Source organism: Streptomyces sp. NPDC020490 (assembly GCF_044335305.1).
GTDB lineage: Bacteria > Actinomycetota > Actinomycetes > Streptomycetales > Streptomycetaceae > Streptomyces.
Map to the genome: position 1 here is coordinate 475,209 of NZ_JBIRUY010000001.1, position 22,443 is coordinate 497,651.

The window sequence follows — 22,443 nt, forward strand, 5'->3', positions numbered from 1 at the left end:
GCTGGACAGATCCCTTCGTGTGCCTGCGACTTCTGTGCGCCGCCCGGCCCGGCGGCCCGGACACACCTGGGGAATGGGTCCGTACGACCGATGGCTGCCGGGTCGGGATGGCGCGTTCCTACCTGACACCCGATGCGCAGTGGCACACCATCTGGCGCACCCTGGCGAACCCTGGCGAATAGTCGCCCGGCATGTCTCCCGGGGCTACTGTCAACTCAGCCGAGAACCTGGGGGCTTGACGTGAGCGGACAACCCAACACCCGTCTGGCGGACCTGTTCGGCCTGGCCGGCTGGTCCAAGGGCGAACTCGCGAGGCTGGTCAACCGGCAGGCGGCGGCCATGGGCCACCCCCAGCTGGCGACCGACACCTCCCGGGTGCGGCGTTGGATCGACACGGGAGAGATCCCGCGCGATCCGGTGCCGCGGGTGCTGGCGGCTCTGTTCACCGAGCGTCTCGGCCGTGTCGTGACCATCGAGGACCTCGGTCTGGTCCGGCACGGGCGTGCGGGGAAACGGCAGCACGGCGGGAGCGCGGAACATCCCGACGGTATGCCGTGGGCGCCCGAACGGACCGCCGAGGTCCTCACCGAATTCACGGGAATGGACCTCATGCTCAACCGACGCGGCTTGGTGGGCGCGGGTGCCGCGCTCGCCGCGGGATCATCGCTCAGCAACGCCATGCACGACTGGCTCCGCACCGATCCGGCCCTCAGGGCCGACGCCCCCCGATCCGACCATCCCCTGCACGCCGACCCCGCTGGGTTCGACCGCTACGAGGCCGCCCCCATCGGGTCGCAGGAGATCGAGGAACTGGAAAGCTCGGTCGAGGTGTTCCGGGCCTGGGACGCGGCTCGCGGCGGCGGGCTGCAACGCAAGGCGGTCGTGGGCCAGCTCAACGAGGTGGGCGGCATGCTCGCCTACCGTCACCCCGACCATCTCCAGCGGCGCCTGTGGGGCGTCGCCGCCAACCTCGCCGTCCTCGCGGGCTGGATGTCGCACGACGTCGGCCTGGAGCCCACGGCCCAGAAGTACTTCGTCATCGCCGCCCATGCGGCGAGGGAGGGCGGTGACCGGCCGCGCGCCGGGGAGGCGCTGTCCCGGGCGGCCCGCCAGATGGTGCACCTGGGCCGGCCCGACGACGCACTGGATCTGATGAAGCTCGCCAAGTCCGGCTCCGGCGACGAGGTGCTGCCCCGTACCAAGGCGATGCTCTTCACCATCGAGGCCTGGGCACAGGCCTCGATGGGCAAGGGCCAGGCGATGCGCCGCACCCTCGGGCAGGCGGAGGACCTCTTCGTCTCCGACAAGGGCGACGTGCCGCCGCCGAGCTGGATGCAGATGTTCAAGGAGGAGGACCTGTACGGCATGCAGGCCCTGGCCTACCGCACGCTGGCGGAGTTCGAGCCGTCGGCGGCCGTGCACGCGCAGCACTACGCGGAGAAGGCCCTGGCCCTGCGGGTGGACGGGCGGCAGCGGTCGAAGATCTTCGACTTCCTGTCGATGGCCTCCGCCTGCTTCATCGCGGACGACCCCGAACAGGCGGACCGGTACGCGCGCCTGGCCCTGATGTCGATGGGGTCCAACTCCTCCCACCGCACCTGGGACCGGCTGCGTCAGATGTACCGGCTCACCGCCGAGTACTCCGGCTACCCGAAGATCAGCGAGCTGCGGGAGGAGATCCGGCTGGCGCTGCCGAAGCCGGCGAAGGGGGGTGACAGCGCCCAGGCGTAGGGGGACCGGTGCCGTCTCCGGTCACCCGATCACCCTGGCCACGAGCACGCAGGCGTCGTCCTCGCGCTCGCTCTCGCCGAACTCCTCCACGACCAGCCGCACGCAGTCCTGTGCGGTGCGTGCCTCGGCGAACCGGGGGGCCAGGTCGAGCAGCGGGTTCCGGGCCGCCGTTGCTCCTCCGCTGTCGGCTTCGCCCGCGCGGGGGGACCCGCCGTGCCCGGGCACCAGGCCGCCGGTGTACAGCAGGAGCACGTCGCCCGCGTCGAGGGTCTCCTCGGCCTGCCCGTAGACGGCACCCGAGGTCGCGCCGAGCGGGACCCCGTGCGGTGCCGGCAGCCCGCGCCCCGTCCCGCCGCGGTACAGCAGCGGGGCGGGGTGTCCTGCCTGCGCCCAGGTCAGGGTGCGGGTCTCCGGCCGGTAGCGGCAGCAGACGGCGCTGCCCAGGGCGGGCTGGACGGTGGCGTCGAGCAACTGGTTGAGGCAGGACATCAGCCGGCCGGGCGCGGTGCCGACCACGGCCATCCCGCGTACCGCGCCGAGCAGCGTGGCCATGCCCGAGGTCGCGGCGACGCCGTGCCCGGTCAGTTCGCCGACGCTCAACAGGGTCTCTCCGCCGGGCAGTTCCAGCGCGTCGTACCAGTCTCCGCCGATCGCGGCGCCGACCGCGGACGGCAGGTACCGGGCGGCCAGGTCCAGGGTCTCGGGACCGCGGTGCGGGAGCCGCAGGGAGCCGCGCCACGGCGGCAGCACGGCCTCCTGCAGCTCGACCGCAAGCCGGTGCTCGGTCTGCTCGCGCTGCCGGTGGTGCCGGAGCGAGTCACGGGTCTCGCTCACCGCACGCCGGTGGCGGCGCAGTTCACTGACGTCGCGCAGGACGGCCCACATCGAGGCCGTGCCGCCGTCGGTGTCGAGCACCGGCTCGCCCATCATGTGCACGGTGCGTACCTCGCCGTCCGGGCGCACCACGCGGAACTCGCCGTCGATCGGCTTGGCGTCGACGAGGCACTCGGTCACCATCGCGGTCAGCTTCGGCCGGTCCTCGTCGAGTACCAGGGAGGGCAGCTCGTCGAGGGTGAGCGGGGGAGCGGCGGGGTCGCGGCCCAGGATCCGGTACAGCTCCGCGGACCAACTGGCCTCGTCCGTCAGCAGGTTCCACTCCGCGCTGCCCACCCTGCTGAGCAGCGAGCCGCCGTCGGGCGGGGGTGGCGCGGCGGCCGGCGGCTCGGGCGCGGGCGAGGCGGCCGGGTGGCCGTCCCGCAGTTGCGCCAAGTGGACGCCGAGATCGTCCAGTTGGTGCAGCGCGAGGTCGCACAGCGCCCGCTGCCAGCGGTCCTGCGGGTCCGATCCGTCGCCGTGGGTGTCCCGCCGTACGGCGTCCACGTCTCCCTTGAGCCGCCGCGTCTGCGATATGAGCGCGTCCACCGAGCCGCGTCCCGGCGGCTGGGCGGCGGGGCGGTCCGCGGAGAGGTGGGACGGCATGACGCACTCCGATGCGGGGACGGTACGGCCAGGACGGACGGAGGGACCGTTACGACTGTTGCACAGCCCGCGACGCGCTGTAAGGGATTTGGCAACACCCGATCCGGTGGTGCTTCTGGCATATGCCACCGTCTTCGCGGGCGGGTCGGCCGAATCGGAAGTGACGGAGGTCACATCAATTGGTGGGTGCTCCGGTGTAATGCAAACGGCACCTGCGAGGTCGTAACACCACACGGCAATCCGGCCGACCTCCGACCCGCAGGGGAGACCGACCCATGGACATCACCCTCGAGCAGCCCGCCCGCGGTCGCCTGATCACCGCGGACGAGCAGGAACTCCCCGTCCCGGCCACCCTCCGCTACACCTCCGGGGACCCGCTGGCGGTCCACGTCGACTTCCCGCCCGAGGTCTCCCTCGACGGCACGGGGGTGACCTGGACCTTCGCCCGCAGCCTCCTGGAGGAGGGGCTGTACGGGCCGGCGGGCGGCGGAGACGTGCACCTGTGGCCGTGCGGCCGGGCCCGCACGGTGCTGGAGCTCCACTCGCCGTACGGTCTGGCCCTGCTGCAGTTCGACACGCCCGCCCTGAGCCGGTTCCTGCTGCGCACGTACGCCGTCGTGGCGGCCGGCCAGGAGGACGTCGGCCAGGCCGTCGACCGGGGGCTGAGCGCCTTGTTCGGCAACGTCTGAGGCCGGGCCGGCCGCGCCCGGGCGCGGCCTCAGTACCGCAGCACCCCGGCGATCCCCGCGGCGTCGCCCAGGGTGCCGTCCGGCACGAAGCGGACCTCCGCGCCGGTCTCCAGGCACTGCTCGACGATCTCGTCCACGATGTCCTCACGGGCGTCCAGGTCGCCGCTCGCGGCGGGGACCAGATGGTCGCCGTCGGTGTCGCGCACGGTCACGCGGTAGTCCTCCTCGACGACGAGCAGGCGTACCCGGCCCTCACGCGCGTTCTGCCAGACCTCGTCGACACCGGCCGCGAACGCCTTGCGGCCCTTCGCCGTCACCAGCTCCCGGGACAGGGCGTCGGTGCTCCTGCGCTCGTTGTCCGCGACGATCGGCTGCACCGCCTGCCACACGGCGTCCGGGCTGCCGTGCGCGAGACCCCCGTGGGGGGCGTGCACGGCCTCCTTGACCACGCCGCCGGCCTCGTCCAGGACCGCCAGAGCGGCCGGTTCGCCGGTGACGTACAGCGGTCGCGGCTGTTCGCGCAGCAGCCTGCCCATGGCGGCGTCGGCCTCGCGCAGGAAGTGGCGGGTGTCCTCGTCGCGGTAGGTGCTCGGCATGTCGCCGATCCGCTCCTGCCGCTCGGCGTCGAAGTTCTCCGGGCGCCTGGTCAGGGGGAAGACGTCGTCCCGGTGCTCCACGACGCGGTTCGCGCCGCCGCTCCACAGCGTGACGCGGTCGGCGGAGACCGCCAGCACCCAGAACGGGCGTGCCGCGGCGTGCGCGGAGACGAGGTTGCGGGTCAGGAAGGTGTCCGACAGCACCACGCGCTCCGGCACGGAGCGGGCGAGCGCCCACACCTGGTGCTCGCCCGGGGCGGCGAAGATCGCCAGACCGTCCTCGGCGCGCGACAGGTCCACCTCGGACAGCGCCAGGTCCAGCTGGTGCGTCACGTCGGTGCGCCGTTCCCGGGTGACCGCGGGATCGGATTCCAGCTGCCTCCTGGCCTCGGCCACGGCGTTGCGCAGCCGGACCCGGTCCTGCGCGTCCACCGGCCCGCGGCGGCGATGCGTGGGCGTCAGCACCGACACGGCCGGATAGGGGCGGGGACGTCGCAGCTCGGACAGGGACGCGGGGCTCAGGTCGTGCTCCATGACAGCACGATAGGTCCGTTTCGCGAATCGGGCATCAGGGAGAGTTAGGGGCTAAACGGGCGAAGGGTTCGGCTCCCGGCGCCCCGGTGTCCCGGCGCCCCGGCGCCCCGGCGACCCGGCCGCCTCGCGGCGGGCCGCCTCGCGGCGGGCCGCCTCGCGGCGGGTCGCTCGACGGCGGGTCGCTCGACGGCCGGTCGCTCCACCCCACGATGCTCCCGGCCGGTCCTCCTCGGGTCGGCCTGCGGCGGGCCGGTCTGCGGAGCGCCGGTCCGTCTCAAACCGGTCCCTGGCGGGCCGGTCCGTCTCAAGCCGGTCCGCCGCGGGCCGGGGTCGCGGGGCCGGTCACCGAGACGGTCCCCTGGGCCACGGCGCACAGCGTCTCGACGCCCGCCGCGTCGGTCGTGACCAGGTCGCACCGGCACACGACGCGGGTCCGCCCGGCCCGTACCACCCGGGCGTGGGCGCGCAGCGTCTCGCCCGTGGCCGGCCGCAGGTAGTCGATGGTGAACCCGGCGGTGATCAGTCCGCTGCCGGCGACCGACCCCGCGGCGAAGGTCAGCGCGTTGTCGGCCGCGTACGCGAGCACTCCGCCGTGGACGAAGCCGTACTGCTGCAACAGCTCCTCGCGGATGTCCAGTTCGAGCGTCGCCTCGCCCTGGCCGAACGCCGTCAGGCGGGCGCCGAGCAGCGTGCTGAAGGGCTGGGCCGCGAGCGTCTCGCGGGCCGGCTCCAGACCGAGGGTTCCAGGCACGGGCTCTCCTCACTTCATCAGTGAAGTGAGGGTGGCGCGGACCGGTCGGGTCTGTCAAGATCGGCCCATGTCCGAGCCCGACCAGCGCCTGTTCTTCCTGTTGCAGCGGGCGGCCCACCGGCTGCGCACCACGGCGGACCGGCGCTGCCTCGCGGCCGCCGGGGTCACCACCGCCCAGCTCGGCGCGCTGTTCGCGGTCCACGACCGGCCCGGCACCACCCAGCAGGAACTCGCCCGCACCCTCGGCCTTCGCGAATCCGCCGTCACCGGACTCGTCGGGCGGCTCACCACGGCTGGCCTGCTGCACAAGCGGGCGCATCCCCGCGAACACCGGGCGGTGGTACTGGAGTTGAGCGACCGTGGGCATGCCGCCCTGCGGGCCGCGCAACCGGAGATCGACCGTTTCAACGCCGAACTGCGGGGCCTGCTCGGTGACGACGGTTTCCTCAAGACCACCGGCGCCCTGGACCGCCTCGCGCACTGGGAGCCCTGACCCCCACCCGCTCTGCGAGTGACCGCGGTTCCTCAGTCGTCGTGCTCCGATCCGCAGGAACTGCCGTCGGCCGGCAGGGAGCCGTACAGCAGGAACGCGTCGACCTTGCGGTGCACGCACTGGGCGGAGGCGTAACCGGTGTGCCCCTCGCCCCTGTTGTCCAGCACGACGGCCGAGGAGCCGAGCCGCTGCGCCGTCTCCACCGTCCACCGGTACGGCGTCGCCGGGTCGCCCCGCGTGCCGACCAGGAGCATCTTCGGGGTCCGCACGTCGTGCACCTCGTCGCGGATGAAGTCGGTGCCCCTGGGGCGGCCGTAGCACATCAGCACCTCGGTGAGCCGGTAGCGGCCGAACACCGGCGACGCCTCCTCGTACCGGGCGCGCAGCCGGCCGAGGTCCCGGGTGATGCGGCCGGCGGTCGGACGGTCGGGGTCGTCCGCGCAGTTGACCGCCATCAGCGCCGCCGGGAGGTTGTCCACCGGCACGTCCTCCTCGTCGACCAGCCCGCTGTGGTGAGCCCGCCGGGCGGGAACGGCCGTCCCGGCGGATGCGAAGCCCATGACCACGCGCGTGTCCCCGTCCTCCAGCAGATCGGCGAGCGCGCGCTCCAGGGAGGGCCACAACCGCCTGCTGTAGAGGGCCTGACCGATGGCGCCCGCGAGATCCTGCCCGGTGAAGCCGCCGCCGAGGCCCATCGGCACCGGGTTCTCGTCCAGCGACCGGACGAGCCGCACCACCTGCTCACGGGCGGCGCGCGGATCCTGTCCGAAGGGGCAGGCGACGTCCTTCGTGCACCAGGTGATGAAGTCCTCCAGCGCCCTCTGCTGCCCCTCGGCGCCCGCCAGCCCCTGCTCGGCCAGCGGCTCGGTCAGCGTGTCGACTCCGTCGAGCACCAACCGCCCCACCTTGCCGGGGAACTGCGCGGCGTACACCGCGCCGAGCCGGGTCCCGTAGGAGAAACCGAGGTAGTTGAGCTTCTCGTCGCCGACGGCCTGGCGTATCACGTCCAGGTCGCGCGAGGCGTTCACGGTGCCGATGTGGCGCAGCACGGGCCCCGAGTTGCGCGCGCATGCGGCGGCGGCCTTCCGCAGCAGCGCCAGCCCGGCTTTCGGATCGCTGACGTCCGTGTCCGCGTCGAGTGCGGCCGCGGCTTCCTCGGAGCCGTCGCCGCAGCTGACCGGTGAGGACCTGCCGACGCCGCGCGGGTCGAAGGACACCACGTCGTAACCGTTCGTCAGCCCCATGAACTCCTGCGCTCCGGAAGCGAGTTCATTGACGCCCGCGCCGCCCGGGCCGCCGAAGTTCAGCACGACCGAGCCCCGCTTCCTCCCCGTCGCCCGGTAGCGGGCGAGGGCCAGGTCCAGCGTCCCCGCCCCGGGCCTGGCGTAGTCGAGGGGCACGGTGACCTTGCCGCACTGCAGGTCCGCGGGCATGTCCGGCCCGTCACACCTGGACCAGGCGACCTTCTGGGCGTAGAACCGGGTCAGGTCGGGGCCGGCGCCTTCGGAGGCCGCCGCGGGCAGTCCCGCGCCGAGCAGGGCCAGGCCGACGGCGCCGGTGAGAGCGCAGCGCGGGACGGCGGACCGCCTCGACAGCTTGGCCACCATCCATGCCTCCAGGGAACCGTCGCGGACCGGTGGAACGGCGCCCCTCGCTCACGATAAGCGGACGCCACGGGCCCCGCCTCCGGACGAGCGCCCCGGCTCCGGCCACCCCGAGGAGCCTCCCCGCCGCCCCGGCGCGCCACACGTCGCCGGGTGACCGGGTGGCCCCGGCCGGGGTGCCCCAGACCTCCCGAAGAGCCGCATCGGCCGCATCCCGGCCCGCATCGACTGCCGCGCCAGCGCCCGCGACCGCGACCGGCGCCGGCGCCCGCGACCGGCGCCAGCGACCGCGACCGGCGCCCGCGACCGGCGCCCGCGACCGCGATCGGCGGTGCGCGCTCGTCTCGCCGCGGGCCGGTGGGGCCACGGCGAGGGCGCCGCGGCCCCCGCGTAAAGCCGTTGCCGCCGGACACCGCCCGATGCTGGAGTGACCGCATGGATCGTTCCCCGGTACTCGCGCTCTACGACCGCCGCATGCGCGAAGGGGCCCGGCCGGACGGCCCGGACGCCCGCGTGGAGCGGGTCGGCGCCGTCGTCCGCCAGGTCGCCACGGCACAGGGCTGGAACGGCGTCCTCTGGTCCGGACTGGACACCGCGGGCGCGGACGCGGCGATCGCCGGGCAGATCGCGTACTTCACCGGTCTGGGACGCGCGTTCGAGTGGAAGCTGTACGGGCACGACCTGCCGGTGGACCTCGGCCGGCGGCTGAGGGGCGCCGGGTTCGTGCCCCTGCCCGAGGAGACGCTGATGATCGCCGAGGCGGCGGACCTCGACCTCGACGCCGAGCCGCCCGCGGGGATCCGGCTGCTGCCCGTCACCGACGCGGCGGGCGTCGGTCTCGCGGCGGACGTGCACGAGAAGGCCTTCGGCGGCGACGCCTCCCGGATGCGCGACCAGTTGCTCGCCCGGCTCACGGCCGGTCCCGACACGATCGTCGCCGTCGTGGCGCTCGCCGGTGACGAGCCGGTGAGCGCCGCCCGCATGGAGTTGGTGCCCGGCACCGGCTTCGCCGGCCTGTGGGGCGGCGGCACCGTCGAGGCGTGGCGCGGCCGCGGTGTCTACCGGGCCCTGGTCGCCCACCGGGCCCGGGCCGCCGTCGAGCGCGGATACCGCTACCTCCAGGTCGACGCCTCCGCCCGGAGCCGCCCCATCCTGGAGCGCCTCGGCTTCCAGTCACTGACCACGACCACCCCGTACACGTACACACCGCCTGCCGCCTGACGCAGGTCGCCCACCGCGGGGGGCGATGTCACATCCGCGGCCGTTCGGTCCGTCGCAGGGGCATGACTACGAACAGCGAGAACCAGCGCGTCCTCCTCGCCGGCGCGAGCGGCGTCCTCGGCCGGCACATCACCCGCGCCCTGACCGAGGCGGGCCACGAGGTGACCGGGCTCGGGCGGGGGCCCGCGAACGACGTCCGCGCCGACCTGCTGGACCGCGAAGCCCTGCTGCGCGCGGTCGCCGGACGGCGCTTCGACACCGTGATCCACGCGGCGACAGCCCTGCGCAAGGCGCCCGTGCGGCACCGCGACATGTACGCCACCGACGCGCTGCGCACCGAGGGCACCGCCCATCTCGTCGAGGCCGCGCAGGCCACGGGCGCCCGCCGTTTCGTGAGCGAGTCCATGGTCTTCGGCCACGGTTACGGGGACTTCGGCGACCGTCCCCTCACCGAGGACGACGTCTTCGGACCGCACGGCACCACGCCGGAACTGGAACGGCACCTGGAGGGCATGCGCGTCAAGGAACAACTCACCTTCTCGGCAGCCGGTCTGGAGGGCGTCGCCCTCCGCTTCGGCCTGTTCTACGGGCCCGGCGGCACCGACGCCCTCCTGCCGATGCTGCGCAGGCGGCAACTGCCCGTTCCCGACGACGAAGGCCGGGTCCTGCCGTGGGTGGAGCTCACCGACGCGGCGCGCGCGGTGGTGGCGGCGGTGGAACGCGGCCGCCCCGGTCAGGCCTACCACGTCGCGGACCGCACCCCGCTCGGGTTCCGCGCCCATCTCCTGTGCGTGGCGGAGCGGTTCGGGCTGCCGAGGCCGATGAAGGTGCCGCTGTGGCTGATGCGCCCGATGTCGTACGCGCACGCCGTGATGTCGACGAACCTGCGGGTCCGCACGGCCAAGGCGGAGCGGGAACTGGGCTGGAGCCCTGCCCACCCGTCTCCGCGCGAGGGTCTGGCGGCCCTGGCCCAGGCCGGCTGAGCGGCCGACGGGGTCCGAACGGCGGCTGGTCGGCGGCCGGACGGCGGTCAGCCGGGGGCCGGCCGTCGGCGGGCCCCCGGCCCGCGGCCGGGCGGCGGCCCGTCCGATCGGGCCCGCCCGCCCGTCCGCCGGCGTGTCCGCGGCACGCCCGCAGCGGTCTGCCGCGTGCCCGAGGCCGTCAGCGGTGCACCCGCGACCGGTCCAGCGCGGCGATGCCCAGCGCGGCCAGGGCGATCTGAATGAGCCACTCGATCCAGTCCACGCCCTTCGTGTCGGCGACGCCGAGCGCGTTCGCGATCGCGGACCCGATCAGCGCGGCGACGATACCGACGACGATCGTCAGCAGGATGCCGATGCGCTGGCGGCCGGGCAGCACGAGGCGGCCCAGAACGCCGATGACGATGCCGATCACGATGGCGCTGATGATGCCGGAGATCTCCATTCTCCACCCCATTTCTTCAAGGTCCCCGCACAGTGCTCATGCCCCCTCGCACCCCGTACAGTCCGCTCGAGTTCAACCACTGGCCAACGCTGGGTCAATCTTGGGGCGCAGCATTCCGAAGACGCCTGTTCAGCCAACGTCTTGCCATGTACGGTTCAACCGATCGGTCGCACGGGTGTCGTGCGACCGGATGTCTACGCGCGCGGATGCGCTGCTTCTACGCGCGTAGTTCCGGCCCCCGCACCGCTTCGTCCCCGACTCCCCACGGAGGTATGCCGGATGCTCGGACACACCAGGTTCCGCCACAGACTCACCACGGCCCTCGCCGCACTCGGCCTCCTCACCGCGGGCGCCGCCGTGCAGGCCACGGCCACCGCCACGCCCGCCCACGCGGCCACCACCCACCGCATCCTGTTCGACAACGCCCACGCCGAGACGGCCGGCAACGCCGACTGGATCATCTCCACCAGCCAGCCCGACCCGCTCGGCCAGAACTCCTCCCCGTCCGCCGAGACCGACTGGACCGGCGCGCTGTCCTCCTGGGGCGTCGCCCTGCAGAAGACCGGCAGCTACAGCCAGAAGACCCTGCCGTCGGGTTCCAGCCTCAGCTACGGCGGCTCCTCCACCACCGACCTGTCGAACTTCGACACGCTGGTCCTGCCGGAGCCCAACACCCTCTTCACCACCGCCGAGAAGACGGCGATCATGAACTTCGTCAAGAACGGCGGCGGGCTGTTCATGATCTCCGACCACACCGGCGCCGACCGCAACAACGACGGCTACGACGCGGTCGAGATCTTCAACGACCTGATGACCAACAACAGCGTCGACTCCACCGACCCGTTCGGCTTCTCCGTCGACTCGCTCAGCATCAGCTCCGACTACCCGACGGCCATCAGCGACAGCACCGACCCCGTGCTGCACGGCTCGTTCGGCACCGTCACCAAGAGCCTGATCGCCAGCGGCACCACCGCCACCCTGAAGCCGTCGGACAACTCCTCCGTCAAGGGGTTGCTGTACCGCACCGGTTACTCCGGCAACACCGGCGCGTTCTTCGCCACCAGCACCTTCGGCAGCGGCCGGGTCGCCTTCTGGGGCGACAGCTCGCCCATCGACGACGGCACCGGCCAGTCCGGCAACACCCTCTACGACGGCTGGAACGACTCCGGCGCGACCAACGCCGCGCTCGCCCTGAACGCCACCGCGTGGCTGGCCGGCGCGGGCACCAGCAGCGGCGGTGGCGGCGGCTCCGGCACCTGCACCGCCGCCCAGCTGCTCGGCAACAACGGCTTCGAGTCGGGCGCCACCACGTGGAGCGCCACCAGCGGCGTCATCACCAACTCCACCGGCGAGTCGGCCCGTACGGGCTCCTACTACGCATGGCTGAACGGCTACGGCTCCGCCAACACCGACACCCTCTCCCAGTCGGTGACCATCCCGTCCGGCTGCACCACCGCCACCCTGAGCTTCTACCTGCACGTCGACACGGCGGAGACCACCACCAGCACGGCCTACGACACGCTCAAGGTCCAGGTCCTCAACAGCTCCGGAACGGTCCTGGGCACCCTGGCGACCTACTCCAACCTCAACGCCGCCGGCGGTTACACGCAGCGCAGCTTCAGCCTGGCGAGCTACGCCGGCCAGACCGTCACCCTGAAGTTCACCGGTACCGAGGGCTCGACCCTCCAGACGTCGTTCGTCATCGACGACACCGCGTTGAACGTCAGCTGACCCGCCGGGGCCCTGCCCGGTCCGCCGAGGACCGGCCGGGGCCCCACAGGCCCCCGACGACCACCCCTGCGCTGATCAACGCAGTGTTAATTTGGGGCAATGGCATTGCGCAACGCTGTGATGGCCGCGCTCCTGGAGGGCGAGGCATCCGGGTACGACCTCGCGAAGGGCTTCGAGGCCTCGGTCGCCAACTTCTGGATGGCCACCCCACAGCAGCTCTACCGCGAGCTGGAGCGCATGGAGAGCGAGGGACTGGTCTCCGCGCGGGTCGTGCAGCAGCAACGGCGCCCCAACAAGCGGCTCTACTCGCTCACCGACGCCGGTCTCGCGGTGCTCCGCGACTACGTGGCCGACGTCCCCGCCCGGCCGACGGCCATCCGGGACGAGCTGATGGTCAAGGTCCAGTGCGTCGACATCGGCGACACCGGTGACATCGAGGCCGTACGGGCCGCCGTCGTCGAGCGCATGGAGCGGTCCGCCGCCAAGCTCGCCCGCTACGAGCGCCTGCGGGAACGCCTCCTCGCCGGACGCGACGAGGACGACTACTTCGCCACCGCCGAACGCATCGGCCCCTACCTCACCCTGCTGGGCGGCCTCGCCCTCGAACGGGCCAACGTCGAGTGGGCGCGCACCGCCCTGCGCCGCCTCGAACAGCGGGCCTCCGCACTGCGCTGAGTCCGCCCCGCCCCCCGATGCCGGGGTGTCGGCGGCTCCCCCCGATGTGCTGCCCGGACGTCCTAGTCGACCATGCTCTGGGTGCCGAGGACCGCCAGCAGCGCCAGCTTCTCGGCCGCCTCGGTGCCCGGCTCGGCCGTGTACACGAGCAGCCGCAGATCGCTGCCCGCCACACTCAGCACATCGCAGTCCAGCGTCAGCACACCGACCTGCGGGTGCTCGATCGTCTTGCGCGAGGACTCGAGCCGGCCGACCACCCCCGCGTCCCACAGCTCGCCGAACAGCTCGCTCTTCTCCCGCAACTCCTCTATCAGACGGCGCAGTCGGCGGTCGGCGGGATACCGTGCGGCGGTCGCGCGCAGTTCGGCGACCATGGAGACCAGCAACGCCCGCTTCTCCTGCGGCGTGTGCCGGACCCGGGTCGGCGCGCCGAGGAAGTTGCGCCACACGCCGTTGCGTTCGAAGCCCCGCAGGCCGGACGGATCCCCCATCAGCGCCGCGTACATCGGATTGGCCAGCAGCAGCGTCGCGGCCGCGTCCGTGACGCCGACGGGCGTGTCCACGAGCCGGTCCAGCAGCCGCTGGACACTGGGCGTGAGGTACCCGGGCACCGTCTCCGGGCCCGGCGGCACGAGCCCCGCCAGCCGGAACAGGTAAGCCCGCTCGTCGCCCGACAGCCGCAGCGCGCGGGCCAGCGCCTCGACGACCTGCCCGGACGGGTTGGCCGACCGGCCCTGTTCGAGGCGGACGACGTAGTCGACCGAGATCCCGGCCAGCATCGCCAGCTCCTCGCGCCGCAGCCCGGCCGCGCGCCGGCGCCCGCCGGCCGCCAGCCCGGCGGTCTGCGGGGCGACCCGGTCGCGCCAGCGCCGCAGCGCCTTCCCGAGCTCCGTCGACGTCATGCCCCCCAGTCAACACCGCCGACGGCGCCGGTGCCTGGTACCCGTAGTCCCAGGAAGAGGGGTCTTCTGGCTGCCCGCGGCTCCGCGCCGGAGGCTGGCCGCATGACGACAACACTGATCACCGGAGCCAACAAGGGCCTCGGCTTCGAGACCGCCCGCCGACTCCGTGCGGCGGGCCACACCGTCTACGTCGGCAGCCGGGATGCCGAGCGCGGCCGCCGGGCCGCCGACGAACTCGGCGCGCGGTTCGTCCTCCTCGACGTCACCGACGACGCCTCCGTCGCCGCCGCGGCCGAGACCGTCGGGGCCGGCGGCGGGCTCGACGTGCTGGTCAACAACGCCGGCATCGAGTCCCGGGGCCCGGACAACTCCGTGCCCGGGGCCGCGGACGTCACCGCCGACGACATGCGCCGGGTGTTCGAGACGAACGTCTTCGGCGTGGTCCGCGTCACCCACGCCTTCCTGCCCCTGCTGCGCCACTCGGCCGCGCCGGTCGTGGTCAACGTCAGCAGCGGCCTGGCCTCGCCGGCCAAGGCCACCGACCCCGCCTCCCCGGCGTACTTCTACCCGGGCGTGGCCTACCCGTCCTCCAAGGCGGCCGTCAACATGGTCACCGTGCAGTTCGCGAAGGCGCTGCCCGACATCCGGATCAACGCCGTGGAGCCCGGCTTCACGGCCACGGACCTGAACGGCCGCACCGGCACGCAGACCGTGGAGCAGGGCGCCGAGATCATCGTCCGCATGGCGCGGATCGGACCGGACGGCCCGACCGGGGGCTACTTCGACGCCGAGGGCACGCTGCCCTGGTGAGCCGCCCCCGAACCGGCCGGCTCAGCCCTTGCGGGCGTTGATCTCCTCGGTGAGCTGGGGGACGACGTCGAAGAGGTCGCCGACGACGCCGTAGTCGACCAGGTCGAAGATCGGGGCCTCGGGGTCCTTGTTGACGGCCACGATGGTCTTCGAGGTCTGCATGCCGGCCCGGTGCTGGATGGCGCCGGAGATGCCGTTGGCGATGTACAGCTGCGGGGAGACGGACTTGCCGGTCTGGCCGACCTGGTTGGTGTGCGGGTACCAGCCCGCGTCGACCGCGGCGCGGGAGGCGCCGACGGCGGCGCCGAGGGAGTCGGCGAGCGCCTCGACGAGCGCGAAGTTCTCCGCGCCGTTCACGCCGCGGCCGCCGGAGACCACGATCGCCGCCTCGGTCAGCTCCGGACGCCCGGTCGACTCCCGCGGCGTGCGGCCGGTCACCTTCGTACCGGTCGCCAGTGCGGAGAAGGACACCTCCAGCGCCTCCACGCTGCCGGCGGCCGGGGCGGCCTCGACGGCGGCACTGTTGGGCTTGACGGTGATGACCGGGATGCCCTTGGCGACACGGGAGGTGGTGGTGAACGACGCGGCGAACACCGACTGGGTGGCCACCGGGCCGTCCTCGCCGGCCTCCAGGTCCACGGCGTCGGTGATGATGCCGGAGCCGGTGCGCAGCGCCAGACGCGCGGCGATCTCCTTGCCCTCCGCGGAGGACGGCACGAGTACGGCGGCCGGGGAGACGGCGGCGACGGCGGCCTGGAGGGCGTCCACCTTCGGCACGACGAGGTAGTCGGCGTACTCGGACGCCTCGTGCGTCAGCACGCGGGTCGCGCCGTGCTCGCCGAGCACGGCGGCGGTGCCGGCGGCACCGTTGCCGAGGGCGACGGCGACCGGCTCGCCGATCCGGCGGGCCAGCGTCAACAGCTCCAGCGTGGGCTTGCGGACGGCACCGTCCACGTGGTCGACGTAGACGAGAACTTCAGCCATGGGAATGCTCTCCTGCGATAACGAAGGATTGAGGGTGGTCAGCGAGCCGGGCTCAGATGAACTTCTGGGCCGCGAGACCGCATCAGATGAACTTGCGCTCCGCAAGGAACTCGGCCAGCTGCTTGCCGCCCTCGCCCTCGTCCTTGACGATCGTGCCCGCGCTGCGGGCCGGACGCTGCGCGGCCGACTCGACCTTGGTCCAGGCGCCCTCCAGGCCGACCTCCTCGGCCTCGATGTCCAGGTCGGACAGGTCCCACGACTGAACCGGCTTCTTCTTGGCCGCCATGATGCCCTTGAACGACGGGTAACGCGCCTCGCCGGACTGGTCGGTCACCGACACCACCGCCGGCAGCGACGCCTGAAGCTGCTCCGAGGCCGTGTCACCGTCCCGGCGGCCCTTCACCACGCCGTCCTCGACCGACACCTCCGACAGCAGGGTGACCTGCGGCACGCCCAGCCGCTCCGCCACCAGCGCCGGGACGACGCCCATGGTGCCGTCGGTGGAGGCCATGCCGGAGACCACCAGGTCGTAGCCGGCCTTCTCGATCGCCTTCGCCAGCACCAGCGAGGTGCCGATCGCGTCCGTGCCGTGCAGATCGTCGTCCTCGACGTGGACCGCCTTGTCCGCACCCATCGACAGCGCCTTGCGCAGCGCGTCCTTCGCGTCCTCCGGACCCACCGTCAGGACGGTGACCTCCACGTCGTCGTCCGCGTTCTCCTTGATCTGCAGCGCCTGCTCGACCGCGTACTCGTCCAGCTCGGAGAGCAGACCGTCCACGTCGTCCCGGTCGACGGTCAGGTCATCGGCGAAGTGCCGGTCGCCAGTGGCGTCGGGCACGTACTTCACAGTGACAACGATCCTCAAGCTCACGACGATCTCTCCGTTCGGATGTCCGCAGGGCCTCACTGGCCGCTGCGCCGCAGACGTACGCGGTACGAGTAGTGCTCGGGCAGGAAGTGACTGATGGACAGCTCGACGAGTTGTCCGGCGACCGTGTGGTAGACGCGGTCGATGCGCAGCAGGGGGCGGCCCGGTGCGCAGCCCAGGTGCCCGGCGATCTCCGGGGTGGCCTCGGCGACGGTGATGCTCTGCTCGGCCTCGGCGATCGGCTCGGGCAGCCGCTGGTCGAGCAGGCCGATGACGGTGACGGCGTGCGGGGTGCCCGGCAGTGTCAGCTCCGGTACCGACTCCAGCAGCCGGCCGACGGAAGGCGGCAGCCACACGGAGGTGTGGCAGAAGGCGACGTCGTCGTGCAGCCGGAGGAAGGCCAGGCTGTGCACCCGGTCGGTGCGCAGGCCGAGCCGGCCCGCCGCGTCCACGTCCACCCGTCGGTGCAGGGGCGTGACGACGTCCATGCGGGTGTCGATGGACAGGCCCATCAGATCGTCCACCGAGCCGAACTGACGCAGGTACTGCTCCTCGCGCGGGGTGGCGAAGGTACCGCGCCCGGGCACCCGGTACACCAGGCCCTCCGCCACGAGGTCCTGGAACGCCCGGCGCACGGTCTGCCGGCTCACCCCGTGCGTGCGTGCCAGCTCGGCCTCGGTGGGCAGCCGGACGCCGTCGGGGTAGTCGTGGCGCAGGATCGCCGCCCGCAAGGTGCGCGCCAGCCGGAAGTAGGTGCTCTCCCGCTGCGGCTGCTCAGCCATCCAGACCACCCCTGGCCACCGGCTGCGAGGCGATCACGTCACGCTGGATCTCGTTCGTGCCGCGCACCGTCCGCACGACGAGCCGCTCGCCGTCGGCGCAGATGTCCAGCACGCTCATCGCACACAACTCCCGGTCCACATCGGTCAGATGACAGCGTCGGCGCGCAGCGCCTCGATGTCGTCGCGGGTACGGCCGAGTTCGGCGAGGATCGCGTCGGTGTGCTCGCCCACGTCCGGGACGGGGTCCATGCGCGCGGGCAGCCCGGCGAGGTCGGCCGGCGGCAGCAACGCCGGTACCGTGGCGCCGGGCACGGCGACATCCTGCCAGCGGCCGCGGGCCGCCAGCACCGGGTGGTCGAGGAAGGCGGCGACGTCGTTGACCCCGGCGCAGGCGATGCCGATCTCCTCCAGGACCGCGAGGATCTCCTCGGCGCTCGAGCGGGCGAAGCGCTCGGCGACGATCGCGTTGATTTCGTCGCGGTGCGCCACGCGGTCGGAGCCGGTGGCGAAGCGCGGGTCGTCCGTCAGGGCGGGCCGCCCGAGGAACTCCGAACACAGGGCCGCCCATTCGCGCTCGTTCTGGATGGAGAACAGCACCTGTCCGCCGTCGGCGGCCGTGAACGCGCCGTACGGGGCGATGGTGGGGTGCTGGGTGCCGAGGCGGGCGGGCTGGCCGCCGCCGTAGCGCGTGTAGTAGGCGGGCTGGCCCATCCACTCGGCCAGCGCCTCGAACAGGGACACCTCCACGGGGTGCGCCCGCCCGGTGGTGGCCCGCGTGTACAGCGCGGTGAGGATGCCGGTGTAGGCGTACATCCCGGCGGCGATGTCCGCGACGGAGATCCCGACCCGTGCCGTCTCCTCGGCGGTTCCGGTCAGCGACACCAGGCCGGTCTGGCACTGCACCAGCAGGTCGTACGACTTGCGGTCGGCCCACGGTCCCGACGTGCCGTAGCCGGAGATCGTGCACGGGATCAGCCGCGGCCGGCGCTCGGCGAGCGAGTCGGCGCCGAGGCCCAGCCGGGCGGCGGCACCCGGCGCGAGGTTCTGCACCAGCACGTCGGCGCCGTCCAGGAGTTGGTGCAGGATGTCCAGGCCGCGCGGGTCCTTCAGGTTCAGCGTGAGGGATTCCTTGGAGCGGTTGAGCCACACGAAGTAACTGGAGTGGCCGTGCACGGTCGTGTCGTAGCGGCGGGCGAAGTCGCCCTCGCCCGGCCGTTCCACCTTGATCACCCGGGCGCCGAGGTCGGCGAGCTGCCGGGTGGCGTACGGGGCGGCCACCGCCTGCTCCAGGCTGATCACGGTAATACCCGACAGGGGAAGTTGCTGCACGCACAGATTTGTACGGCCAAATGCGCGGGCGTGTCAACGGGTCCTGCGCCGCTGTGACCAGCGTCCCTTCGCCGTGCCCGGGCCGCCCGCTCGTGCGGACCCCGTGCAATGCCGGCACTTTGTACGCAACAATGGCGCCGCGACCGCCGCCCGTCCACGCACGCCCGCCCGCCCCGGCCCCCGCGCCCCAAGGAGAGCCGTCGCCCGGCCAGGAATCGTCACCCGGTGTCAGGGCCGGGCCGTGGCCGCCGGCACGGTGTCGGCCTGCGGGGACGCGGCCACGATTCGCCCGGCGGACCGGGTTCGCCGGTCGAGGAAGGCGGCGAGGACGGACAGCAGCAGCGCCGCGCCGGACAGGAGGGCGCCGACCCAGTTGGGGGCGGTGTAGCCGAGGCCGGCCGCGATGACGACGCCGCCCAGCCAGGCGGCCAGCGCGTTGCCGAGGTTGAAGGCGCCGATGTTGGCGGCGGAGGCCAGCGTCGGAGCGGCCGCGGCCTGGTCGAGCACCCATTTCTGCAGCGGGGGCACGGTGGCGAAGCCCAGGGCGCCGATCAGCGTCAGCCTGTGGTGGCTGGAGCGGGTAGTGGTCGTCTGCAAGTAAGTGGGCAGGCGAAAGCCCCCGCTGCTTCGGTGTGGGGCGGGGGCTGTTCGGGGCCGGATCTCAGGCGGGCGTGTGGAGCGTCTCGACCGCCGTGACGAGCGGGGCGAGTTCCGGGTTCCGCGCGGCCTCGTCCAGGGCTTCGCGCAGCGCCGCCTCGTTGGTGGGGCGGGCCCGCTCCAGCAGTTCGAGGCCCGCCTCGGTGACGTTCGTGTAGATGCCGCGCCGGTCGGTCGGGCAGAGGTAGCGGGTGAGCAGCCCGCGGTCCTCCAGGCGCGTGACCAGCCGGGTCGTCGCGCTCTGGCTGAGCACGACCGCGTCCGCGACCTGCTTCATCTGCAGATGGCCGCCCTCGCCGTCGTGCTGCCGGCTCAGCACGTCCAGCAGGGAGTACTCGCGCACGCTCAGGTCGTGCCCGGCCTGCAGGGCGCGCTCGATGTGGGCCTCGATCCTGCCGTGCAGCAGCGAGAGGGCGCACCAGCCCTGGGCAAGGGCGGTGAGCGCCGGATCCGTCGCGGTCATGGGCCTGGGGTCCTCCGTCCCGGGATGGCTGGCTGCTCTCAAGGATAGTGCACCGTTGAAAATGTCAGCGTTTGCGTGTATGGCGCGCATGCAACTTTCCGGGGCGTGGCGTCGTCCGTGCGCGTACCCGCGTACATCGACCGGGCCCCCCGGGCCGGCGGCGCTTGACTTCGAGAACTCTCGAAGACCTAGCGTCGACAGGGACGGCGAAGGCCTGTGAGGACGGAGACGGACATGCGCGTGGGCGTGCACATCAATCGGTTCGACCACCCCGGCGGCGGACCGGCCCTCGCCGCCGAACTGGCGGCGGCGGGCGCCGCGGCCGAGGCCGCCGGGGTGAGCTGGCTGTCGGTGATGGACCACTATTTCCAGATGGAGTTCAACGGCGGCGCCGAGGACCCCATGCTGGAGGCGTACACGACACTCGGCTACCTGGCGGGGCACACCTCCACGGTCCGGCTCGGCGCGCTGGTGACCGGCGTGACCTACCGGCGTCCCGGACTGCTCGCCAAGATCGCCACCACGCTGGACGTGCTCTCCGGCGGCCGTGCCACCCTCGGCATCGGGGCGGCCTGGTACGGCCGTGAGCACGAGGGTCTCGGGGTGCCCTTCCCGCCGCTCGCCGAGCGGTTCGAGCGGCTGGAGGAAACCCTGCGCATCTGCCTGCGGATGTGGGATCCGGACGACAACGGCCCGTTCGAGGGGCGCCACTACCGGCTGGCCGAGACCCTGTGCGTCCCGGCGCCGGTCAGCAGTCCCCGGCCCGAGATCATGATCGGCGGTGGCGGGGAGAAGAAGACGCTCCGTCTGGTCGCCCGGTACGCCGACGCCTGCAATCTGTTCGCGACCTCGCCGGAGGAGGTCCGGCACAAGCTCGACGTGCTGCGCGGCCACTGCGACGCCGAGCGGCGCGACCACGACGCGATCCGCAGGACCGTCACCTACACGGGGGAACCGGCCACCACGGGCGACCTCGACGCCTTCCTCAGGGACATGGAGGGCTACACGAAGCTGGGCCTCGACACCGTGATCCTCGCCCCGCGCACAGGGCGGCCGGCCGGTTGGATCGAGAGCTTCGCGGCCCCGGCGGTCCAGCGCCTGGCCGAGCTGGACTGAGCGTCGGCGGGCCCGCTGCGGGCGGCACGCCGAGAGCCGGCCTGCGCGGTTCCGGCACCGACGGCGACGGCGGCCGTGCGGAAGGGGCTGCGCGGAAGGGGCTGCGCGGAAGGGGCTGCGCGGAAGGGGCCGGAGCGCGTGGCTCCGGCCTCTCGGGGTGCGCGGTACCGGTCGGGCCTCGGGGGCGGCCCGCCGTGTCCGCGCCTTACCGCGATCCGGCTGGGATCAGGCCGGGACCAGGCTGGGATCAGGCGGCGACGGCCTCGCCCGCGTGGCCCCGCAGGCGGGCGACGACCTCGGTGACCTGGGCGGCGACCTCGGCGTCGTCGGCCGGGTGGGTCTCGGCGAAGCGGGTGAGGGAGTTGGGGATGGACAGCTTGATGTCCTCGATCACCTTGCCGCCGGCGATGCCCACGGACTTGCGGGTCTCGTCCTGCGCCCACACGCCGCCGTACTGGCCGAAGGCGGTGCCGATCACGGCGACCGGCTTGCCGCCGAAGGCGCCGGCGCCGTACGGACGCGACAGCCAGTCGATGGCGTTCTTCAGGACGGCCGGGATGGAGCCGTTGTACTCGGGGGAGAAGAGCAGGAAGGCGTCTGCGGCCTTGGCGGCCTCGCGCAGCTCCGCGGCGGCGGCCGGGACGCTGCCCTCGACGTCGATGTCCTGGTTGTAGAAGGGGATGTCGCCGAGGCCCTCGAACAGTACGACGTCGGCGCCCTCGGGGGCCAGCTTGGCGGCCGCCTCGGCGAGCTGGCGGTTGTGCGAACCGGAGCGAAGGCTGCCGACGAGGGCAAGGATGCGAACAGACATGGGAACTCCAAGGGGGGTGCGAGTCATGGTCGTGCAATGCGGACCGAGGTCCGCTTAACTGTTGTACACGCTAAGCGGACCGCGGTCCAGTTTTGTTCCCATGCTTTACGCTGTCCTCATGTCGAGCGCCCTGCCGCCTTTCTCCGAGTCGGTCCAGCCGTCCGGTGAGCCCCAGTTGCTTCAGCTCAGCTCCCTCGAGGACGAGCCGTGTCTGCGGGCCGACGCCGCGCGCAACCGTGCCCGGCTGCTGGAGGCGGCCGCCCGCCTGATCGCCGAGCACGGTGTGGACGGGGTCACGATGGAGGCGGTGGCCGTGGCGGCCGACGTGGGCAAGGGCACCGTCTTCCGCCGGTTCGGCGACCGCACCGGACTGCTGATGGCGCTGCTCGACCACTCGGCGAAGAAGCTGCAGGCCGACTTCCTCGGCGGACCGCCGCCGCTCGGCCCCGGCGCGCCGCCCCTGGACCGGCTGCGGGCGTTCGGCGTGGCGGTGCTGTACCGCTCGGCCGAGCAGCTGGATCTGCGGCTGGCCGCCCAGGCGGGGCCGAACCGGCGGTACGCGCACGCGTCGGTCCAGGCGCTCGCCCTGCACGTCACCGTCCTGCTGCGGCAGATCGTGCCGGACGCCGACTGCGAAGTGCTCGCCCAGGTGCTGATGGGGTACCTCGACCCCGGTCTGATCCACTATCTGACCCGGGAGCGCGGGATGCCGATGGAACGGCTCGAGGCGGGCTGGGTCGACCTGGTGGCCCGGGTGACGCAGACCCGGTCGCCTGCCTGATCCGCCCGTCC

At 72.8% G+C, this 22,443-nt stretch carries 23 protein-coding genes and 1 pseudogene; 10 read left to right on the top strand and 14 right to left on the bottom strand.

The annotated features are described in order from the left end of the window. Positions 1-240 precede the first annotated feature (240 nt). Complete coding sequence (locus tag ACH4ZX_RS02115) at positions 241-1,731, top strand: hypothetical protein (RefSeq protein ID WP_398266028.1); 1,491 nt, start codon at positions 241-243, stop codon at positions 1,729-1,731. A 21-nt stretch (positions 1,732-1,752) separates the two neighbouring features. Here the strand turns inward: ACH4ZX_RS02115 and ACH4ZX_RS02120 are convergent, their stop codons facing one another. Then, on the bottom strand, positions 1,753-3,210 hold the full coding sequence (locus ACH4ZX_RS02120; RefSeq protein ID WP_398266031.1) for a PP2C family protein-serine/threonine phosphatase: 1,458 nt from the start codon (positions 3,208-3,210) through the stop codon (positions 1,753-1,755). 275 nt (positions 3,211-3,485) lie between these two features. Here ACH4ZX_RS02120 and ACH4ZX_RS02125 point away from each other — a divergent pair, with 275 nt between their 5' ends. Continuing rightward, on the top strand, positions 3,486-3,899 hold the full coding sequence (locus ACH4ZX_RS02125; RefSeq protein ID WP_398266034.1) for an SsgA family sporulation/cell division regulator: 414 nt from the start codon (positions 3,486-3,488) through the stop codon (positions 3,897-3,899). 29 nt (positions 3,900-3,928) lie between these two features. Here ACH4ZX_RS02125 and ACH4ZX_RS02130 read toward each other — a convergent pair whose 3' ends face one another. Both ACH4ZX_RS02130 and ACH4ZX_RS02135 read right to left on the bottom strand, forming a co-directional pair. Next, a complete protein-coding gene (locus tag ACH4ZX_RS02130) occupies positions 3,929-5,029 on the bottom strand; it encodes a chemotaxis protein (protein WP_398266036.1) in 1,101 nt (366 codons plus the stop codon). 304 nt (positions 5,030-5,333) lie between these two features. Continuing rightward, positions 5,334-5,780 carry a PaaI family thioesterase gene (locus ACH4ZX_RS02135; RefSeq protein ID WP_398266039.1) on the bottom strand — a complete coding sequence of 149 codons (447 nt, stop codon included), beginning with the start codon at positions 5,778-5,780 and terminating at the stop codon, positions 5,334-5,336. A 67-nt stretch (positions 5,781-5,847) separates the two neighbouring features. On the opposite strand from ACH4ZX_RS02135, the gene ACH4ZX_RS02140 reads away from it, so the two are divergent. Then, positions 5,848-6,273, top strand: coding sequence for a MarR family winged helix-turn-helix transcriptional regulator (locus tag ACH4ZX_RS02140; protein ID WP_398266042.1), 426 nt, complete (start codon positions 5,848-5,850; stop codon positions 6,271-6,273). 32 nt (positions 6,274-6,305) lie between these two features. On the opposite strand, the gene ACH4ZX_RS02145 is transcribed toward ACH4ZX_RS02140, so the two are convergent. Further along, entirely contained in the window at positions 6,306-7,880 is a 1,575-nt protein-coding gene (locus ACH4ZX_RS02145; protein WP_398266045.1) for an alpha/beta hydrolase, read from the bottom strand. Positions 7,881-8,312: 432 nt separating this feature from the next. Here ACH4ZX_RS02145 and ACH4ZX_RS02150 point away from each other — a divergent pair, with 432 nt between their 5' ends. Together ACH4ZX_RS02150 and ACH4ZX_RS02155 are read left to right on the top strand one after the other, a co-directional pair. Further along, positions 8,313-9,098 carry a GNAT family N-acetyltransferase gene (locus tag ACH4ZX_RS02150; RefSeq protein WP_398266048.1) on the top strand — a complete coding sequence of 262 codons (786 nt, stop codon included), beginning with the start codon at positions 8,313-8,315 and terminating at the stop codon, positions 9,096-9,098. Between the two features lie 62 nt (positions 9,099-9,160). Beyond that, complete coding sequence (locus ACH4ZX_RS02155) at positions 9,161-10,081, top strand: NAD-dependent epimerase/dehydratase family protein (RefSeq protein ID WP_398266051.1); 921 nt, start codon at positions 9,161-9,163, stop codon at positions 10,079-10,081. Positions 10,082-10,259: 178 nt separating this feature from the next. Here ACH4ZX_RS02155 and ACH4ZX_RS02160 read toward each other — a convergent pair whose 3' ends face one another. Continuing rightward, positions 10,260-10,523, bottom strand: coding sequence for a GlsB/YeaQ/YmgE family stress response membrane protein (locus ACH4ZX_RS02160; protein WP_398266054.1), 264 nt, complete (start codon positions 10,521-10,523; stop codon positions 10,260-10,262). Between the two features lie 279 nt (positions 10,524-10,802). Here ACH4ZX_RS02160 and ACH4ZX_RS02165 point away from each other — a divergent pair, with 279 nt between their 5' ends. Together ACH4ZX_RS02165 and ACH4ZX_RS02170 are read left to right on the top strand one after the other, a co-directional pair. After that, complete coding sequence (locus ACH4ZX_RS02165) at positions 10,803-12,254, top strand: hydrolase (RefSeq protein WP_398266057.1); 1,452 nt, start codon at positions 10,803-10,805, stop codon at positions 12,252-12,254. Positions 12,255-12,353: 99 nt separating this feature from the next. Beyond that, positions 12,354-12,929: a PadR family transcriptional regulator gene (locus tag ACH4ZX_RS02170; protein ID WP_398266060.1), complete on the top strand. Its 576-nt coding sequence runs from the start codon at positions 12,354-12,356 to the stop codon at positions 12,927-12,929. A gap of 62 nt (positions 12,930-12,991) precedes the next feature. On the opposite strand, the gene ACH4ZX_RS02175 is transcribed toward ACH4ZX_RS02170, so the two are convergent. Further along, positions 12,992-13,831, bottom strand: coding sequence for a helix-turn-helix transcriptional regulator (locus ACH4ZX_RS02175; RefSeq protein WP_398266063.1), 840 nt, complete (start codon positions 13,829-13,831; stop codon positions 12,992-12,994). 102 nt (positions 13,832-13,933) lie between these two features. Here ACH4ZX_RS02175 and ACH4ZX_RS02180 point away from each other — a divergent pair, with 102 nt between their 5' ends. Further along, entirely contained in the window at positions 13,934-14,641 is a 708-nt protein-coding gene (locus ACH4ZX_RS02180; protein ID WP_398266066.1) for an SDR family NAD(P)-dependent oxidoreductase, read from the top strand. Between the two features lie 21 nt (positions 14,642-14,662). Here the strand turns inward: ACH4ZX_RS02180 and ACH4ZX_RS02185 are convergent, their stop codons facing one another. The 7 genes and pseudogenes from ACH4ZX_RS02185 to ACH4ZX_RS02215 all read right to left on the bottom strand — a co-directional run bounded on the left by ACH4ZX_RS02185 (position 14,663) and on the right by ACH4ZX_RS02215 (position 19,724). After that, positions 14,663-15,625 carry an electron transfer flavoprotein subunit alpha/FixB family protein gene (locus tag ACH4ZX_RS02185; RefSeq protein WP_398266069.1) on the bottom strand — a complete coding sequence of 321 codons (963 nt, stop codon included), beginning with the start codon at positions 15,623-15,625 and terminating at the stop codon, positions 14,663-14,665. An 82-nt stretch (positions 15,626-15,707) separates the two neighbouring features. Next, entirely contained in the window at positions 15,708-16,496 is a 789-nt protein-coding gene (locus tag ACH4ZX_RS02190) for an electron transfer flavoprotein subunit beta/FixA family protein (RefSeq protein WP_398266072.1), read from the bottom strand. Positions 16,497-16,528: 32 nt separating this feature from the next. Then, entirely contained in the window at positions 16,529-17,275 is a 747-nt protein-coding gene (locus tag ACH4ZX_RS02195; protein WP_360758426.1) for a GntR family transcriptional regulator, read from the bottom strand. Next, positions 17,268-17,393: a hypothetical protein gene (locus tag ACH4ZX_RS02200; protein ID WP_398266076.1), complete on the bottom strand. Its 126-nt coding sequence runs from the start codon at positions 17,391-17,393 to the stop codon at positions 17,268-17,270. The genes ACH4ZX_RS02195 and ACH4ZX_RS02200 overlap by 8 nt, the downstream gene beginning before the upstream one ends. A 26-nt stretch (positions 17,394-17,419) precedes the next feature. Continuing rightward, complete coding sequence (locus ACH4ZX_RS02205) at positions 17,420-18,610, bottom strand: CaiB/BaiF CoA transferase family protein (protein WP_398266670.1); 1,191 nt, start codon at positions 18,608-18,610, stop codon at positions 17,420-17,422. A 222-nt stretch (positions 18,611-18,832) separates the two neighbouring features. Continuing rightward, positions 18,833-19,165: pseudogene (locus ACH4ZX_RS02210) on the bottom strand (MFS transporter); the annotation flags it as partial. Between the two features lie 100 nt (positions 19,166-19,265). Beyond that, positions 19,266-19,724: a MarR family winged helix-turn-helix transcriptional regulator gene (locus tag ACH4ZX_RS02215; protein ID WP_398266079.1), complete on the bottom strand. Its 459-nt coding sequence runs from the start codon at positions 19,722-19,724 to the stop codon at positions 19,266-19,268. Between the two features lie 234 nt (positions 19,725-19,958). Here ACH4ZX_RS02215 and ACH4ZX_RS02220 point away from each other — a divergent pair, with 234 nt between their 5' ends. Then, positions 19,959-20,840 (top strand): LLM class F420-dependent oxidoreductase, encoded by an 882-nt coding sequence (locus ACH4ZX_RS02220; protein WP_398266082.1) that lies wholly within the window; start codon positions 19,959-19,961, stop codon positions 20,838-20,840. A 247-nt stretch (positions 20,841-21,087) separates the two neighbouring features. On the opposite strand, the gene ACH4ZX_RS02225 is transcribed toward ACH4ZX_RS02220, so the two are convergent. Then, a complete protein-coding gene (locus ACH4ZX_RS02225; RefSeq protein WP_398266085.1) occupies positions 21,088-21,651 on the bottom strand; it encodes an NAD(P)H-dependent oxidoreductase in 564 nt (187 codons plus the stop codon). A gap of 100 nt (positions 21,652-21,751) precedes the next feature. Between ACH4ZX_RS02225 and ACH4ZX_RS02230 the strand changes: the two genes are divergently transcribed. Further along, the gene (locus ACH4ZX_RS02230; protein WP_398266088.1) at positions 21,752-22,432 is read left to right on the top strand and encodes a TetR/AcrR family transcriptional regulator; all 681 of its coding nucleotides are present in this window, start codon (positions 21,752-21,754) and stop codon (positions 22,430-22,432) included. Positions 22,433-22,443: the final 11 nt, after the last annotated feature.

Excerpts from the sequence above, each read along its gene's own strand:
- ACH4ZX_RS02120 (WP_398266031.1), bottom strand. The coding sequence starts at position 3,210 with ATGCCGTCCCACCTCTCCGCGGACCGCCCCGCCGCCCAGCCGCCGGGA.
- ACH4ZX_RS02125 (WP_398266034.1), top strand. The coding sequence starts at position 3,486 with ATGGACATCACCCTCGAGCAGCCCGCCCGCGGTCGCCTGATCACCGCG.
- ACH4ZX_RS02130 (WP_398266036.1), bottom strand. The coding sequence starts at position 5,029 with ATGGAGCACGACCTGAGCCCCGCGTCCCTGTCCGAGCTGCGACGTCCC.
- ACH4ZX_RS02140 (WP_398266042.1), top strand. The coding sequence starts at position 5,848 with ATGTCCGAGCCCGACCAGCGCCTGTTCTTCCTGTTGCAGCGGGCGGCC.
- ACH4ZX_RS02145 (WP_398266045.1), bottom strand. The coding sequence starts at position 7,880 with ATGGTGGCCAAGCTGTCGAGGCGGTCCGCCGTCCCGCGCTGCGCTCTC.
- ACH4ZX_RS02150 (WP_398266048.1), top strand. The coding sequence starts at position 8,313 with ATGGATCGTTCCCCGGTACTCGCGCTCTACGACCGCCGCATGCGCGAA.
- ACH4ZX_RS02155 (WP_398266051.1), top strand. The coding sequence starts at position 9,161 with ATGACTACGAACAGCGAGAACCAGCGCGTCCTCCTCGCCGGCGCGAGC.
- ACH4ZX_RS02160 (WP_398266054.1), bottom strand. The coding sequence starts at position 10,523 with ATGGAGATCTCCGGCATCATCAGCGCCATCGTGATCGGCATCGTCATC.
- ACH4ZX_RS02165 (WP_398266057.1), top strand. The coding sequence starts at position 10,803 with ATGCTCGGACACACCAGGTTCCGCCACAGACTCACCACGGCCCTCGCC.
- ACH4ZX_RS02170 (WP_398266060.1), top strand. The coding sequence starts at position 12,354 with ATGGCATTGCGCAACGCTGTGATGGCCGCGCTCCTGGAGGGCGAGGCA.
- ACH4ZX_RS02175 (WP_398266063.1), bottom strand. The coding sequence starts at position 13,831 with ATGACGTCGACGGAGCTCGGGAAGGCGCTGCGGCGCTGGCGCGACCGG.
- ACH4ZX_RS02180 (WP_398266066.1), top strand. The coding sequence starts at position 13,934 with ATGACGACAACACTGATCACCGGAGCCAACAAGGGCCTCGGCTTCGAG.
- ACH4ZX_RS02185 (WP_398266069.1), bottom strand. The coding sequence starts at position 15,625 with ATGGCTGAAGTTCTCGTCTACGTCGACCACGTGGACGGTGCCGTCCGC.
- ACH4ZX_RS02195 (WP_360758426.1), bottom strand. The coding sequence starts at position 17,275 with ATGGCTGAGCAGCCGCAGCGGGAGAGCACCTACTTCCGGCTGGCGCGC.
- ACH4ZX_RS02200 (WP_398266076.1), bottom strand. The coding sequence starts at position 17,393 with ATGAGCGTGCTGGACATCTGCGCCGACGGCGAGCGGCTCGTCGTGCGG.
- ACH4ZX_RS02215 (WP_398266079.1), bottom strand. The coding sequence starts at position 19,724 with ATGACCGCGACGGATCCGGCGCTCACCGCCCTTGCCCAGGGCTGGTGC.
- ACH4ZX_RS02220 (WP_398266082.1), top strand. The coding sequence starts at position 19,959 with ATGCGCGTGGGCGTGCACATCAATCGGTTCGACCACCCCGGCGGCGGA.
- ACH4ZX_RS02225 (WP_398266085.1), bottom strand. The coding sequence starts at position 21,651 with ATGTCTGTTCGCATCCTTGCCCTCGTCGGCAGCCTTCGCTCCGGTTCG.
- ACH4ZX_RS02230 (WP_398266088.1), top strand. The coding sequence starts at position 21,752 with ATGCTTTACGCTGTCCTCATGTCGAGCGCCCTGCCGCCTTTCTCCGAG.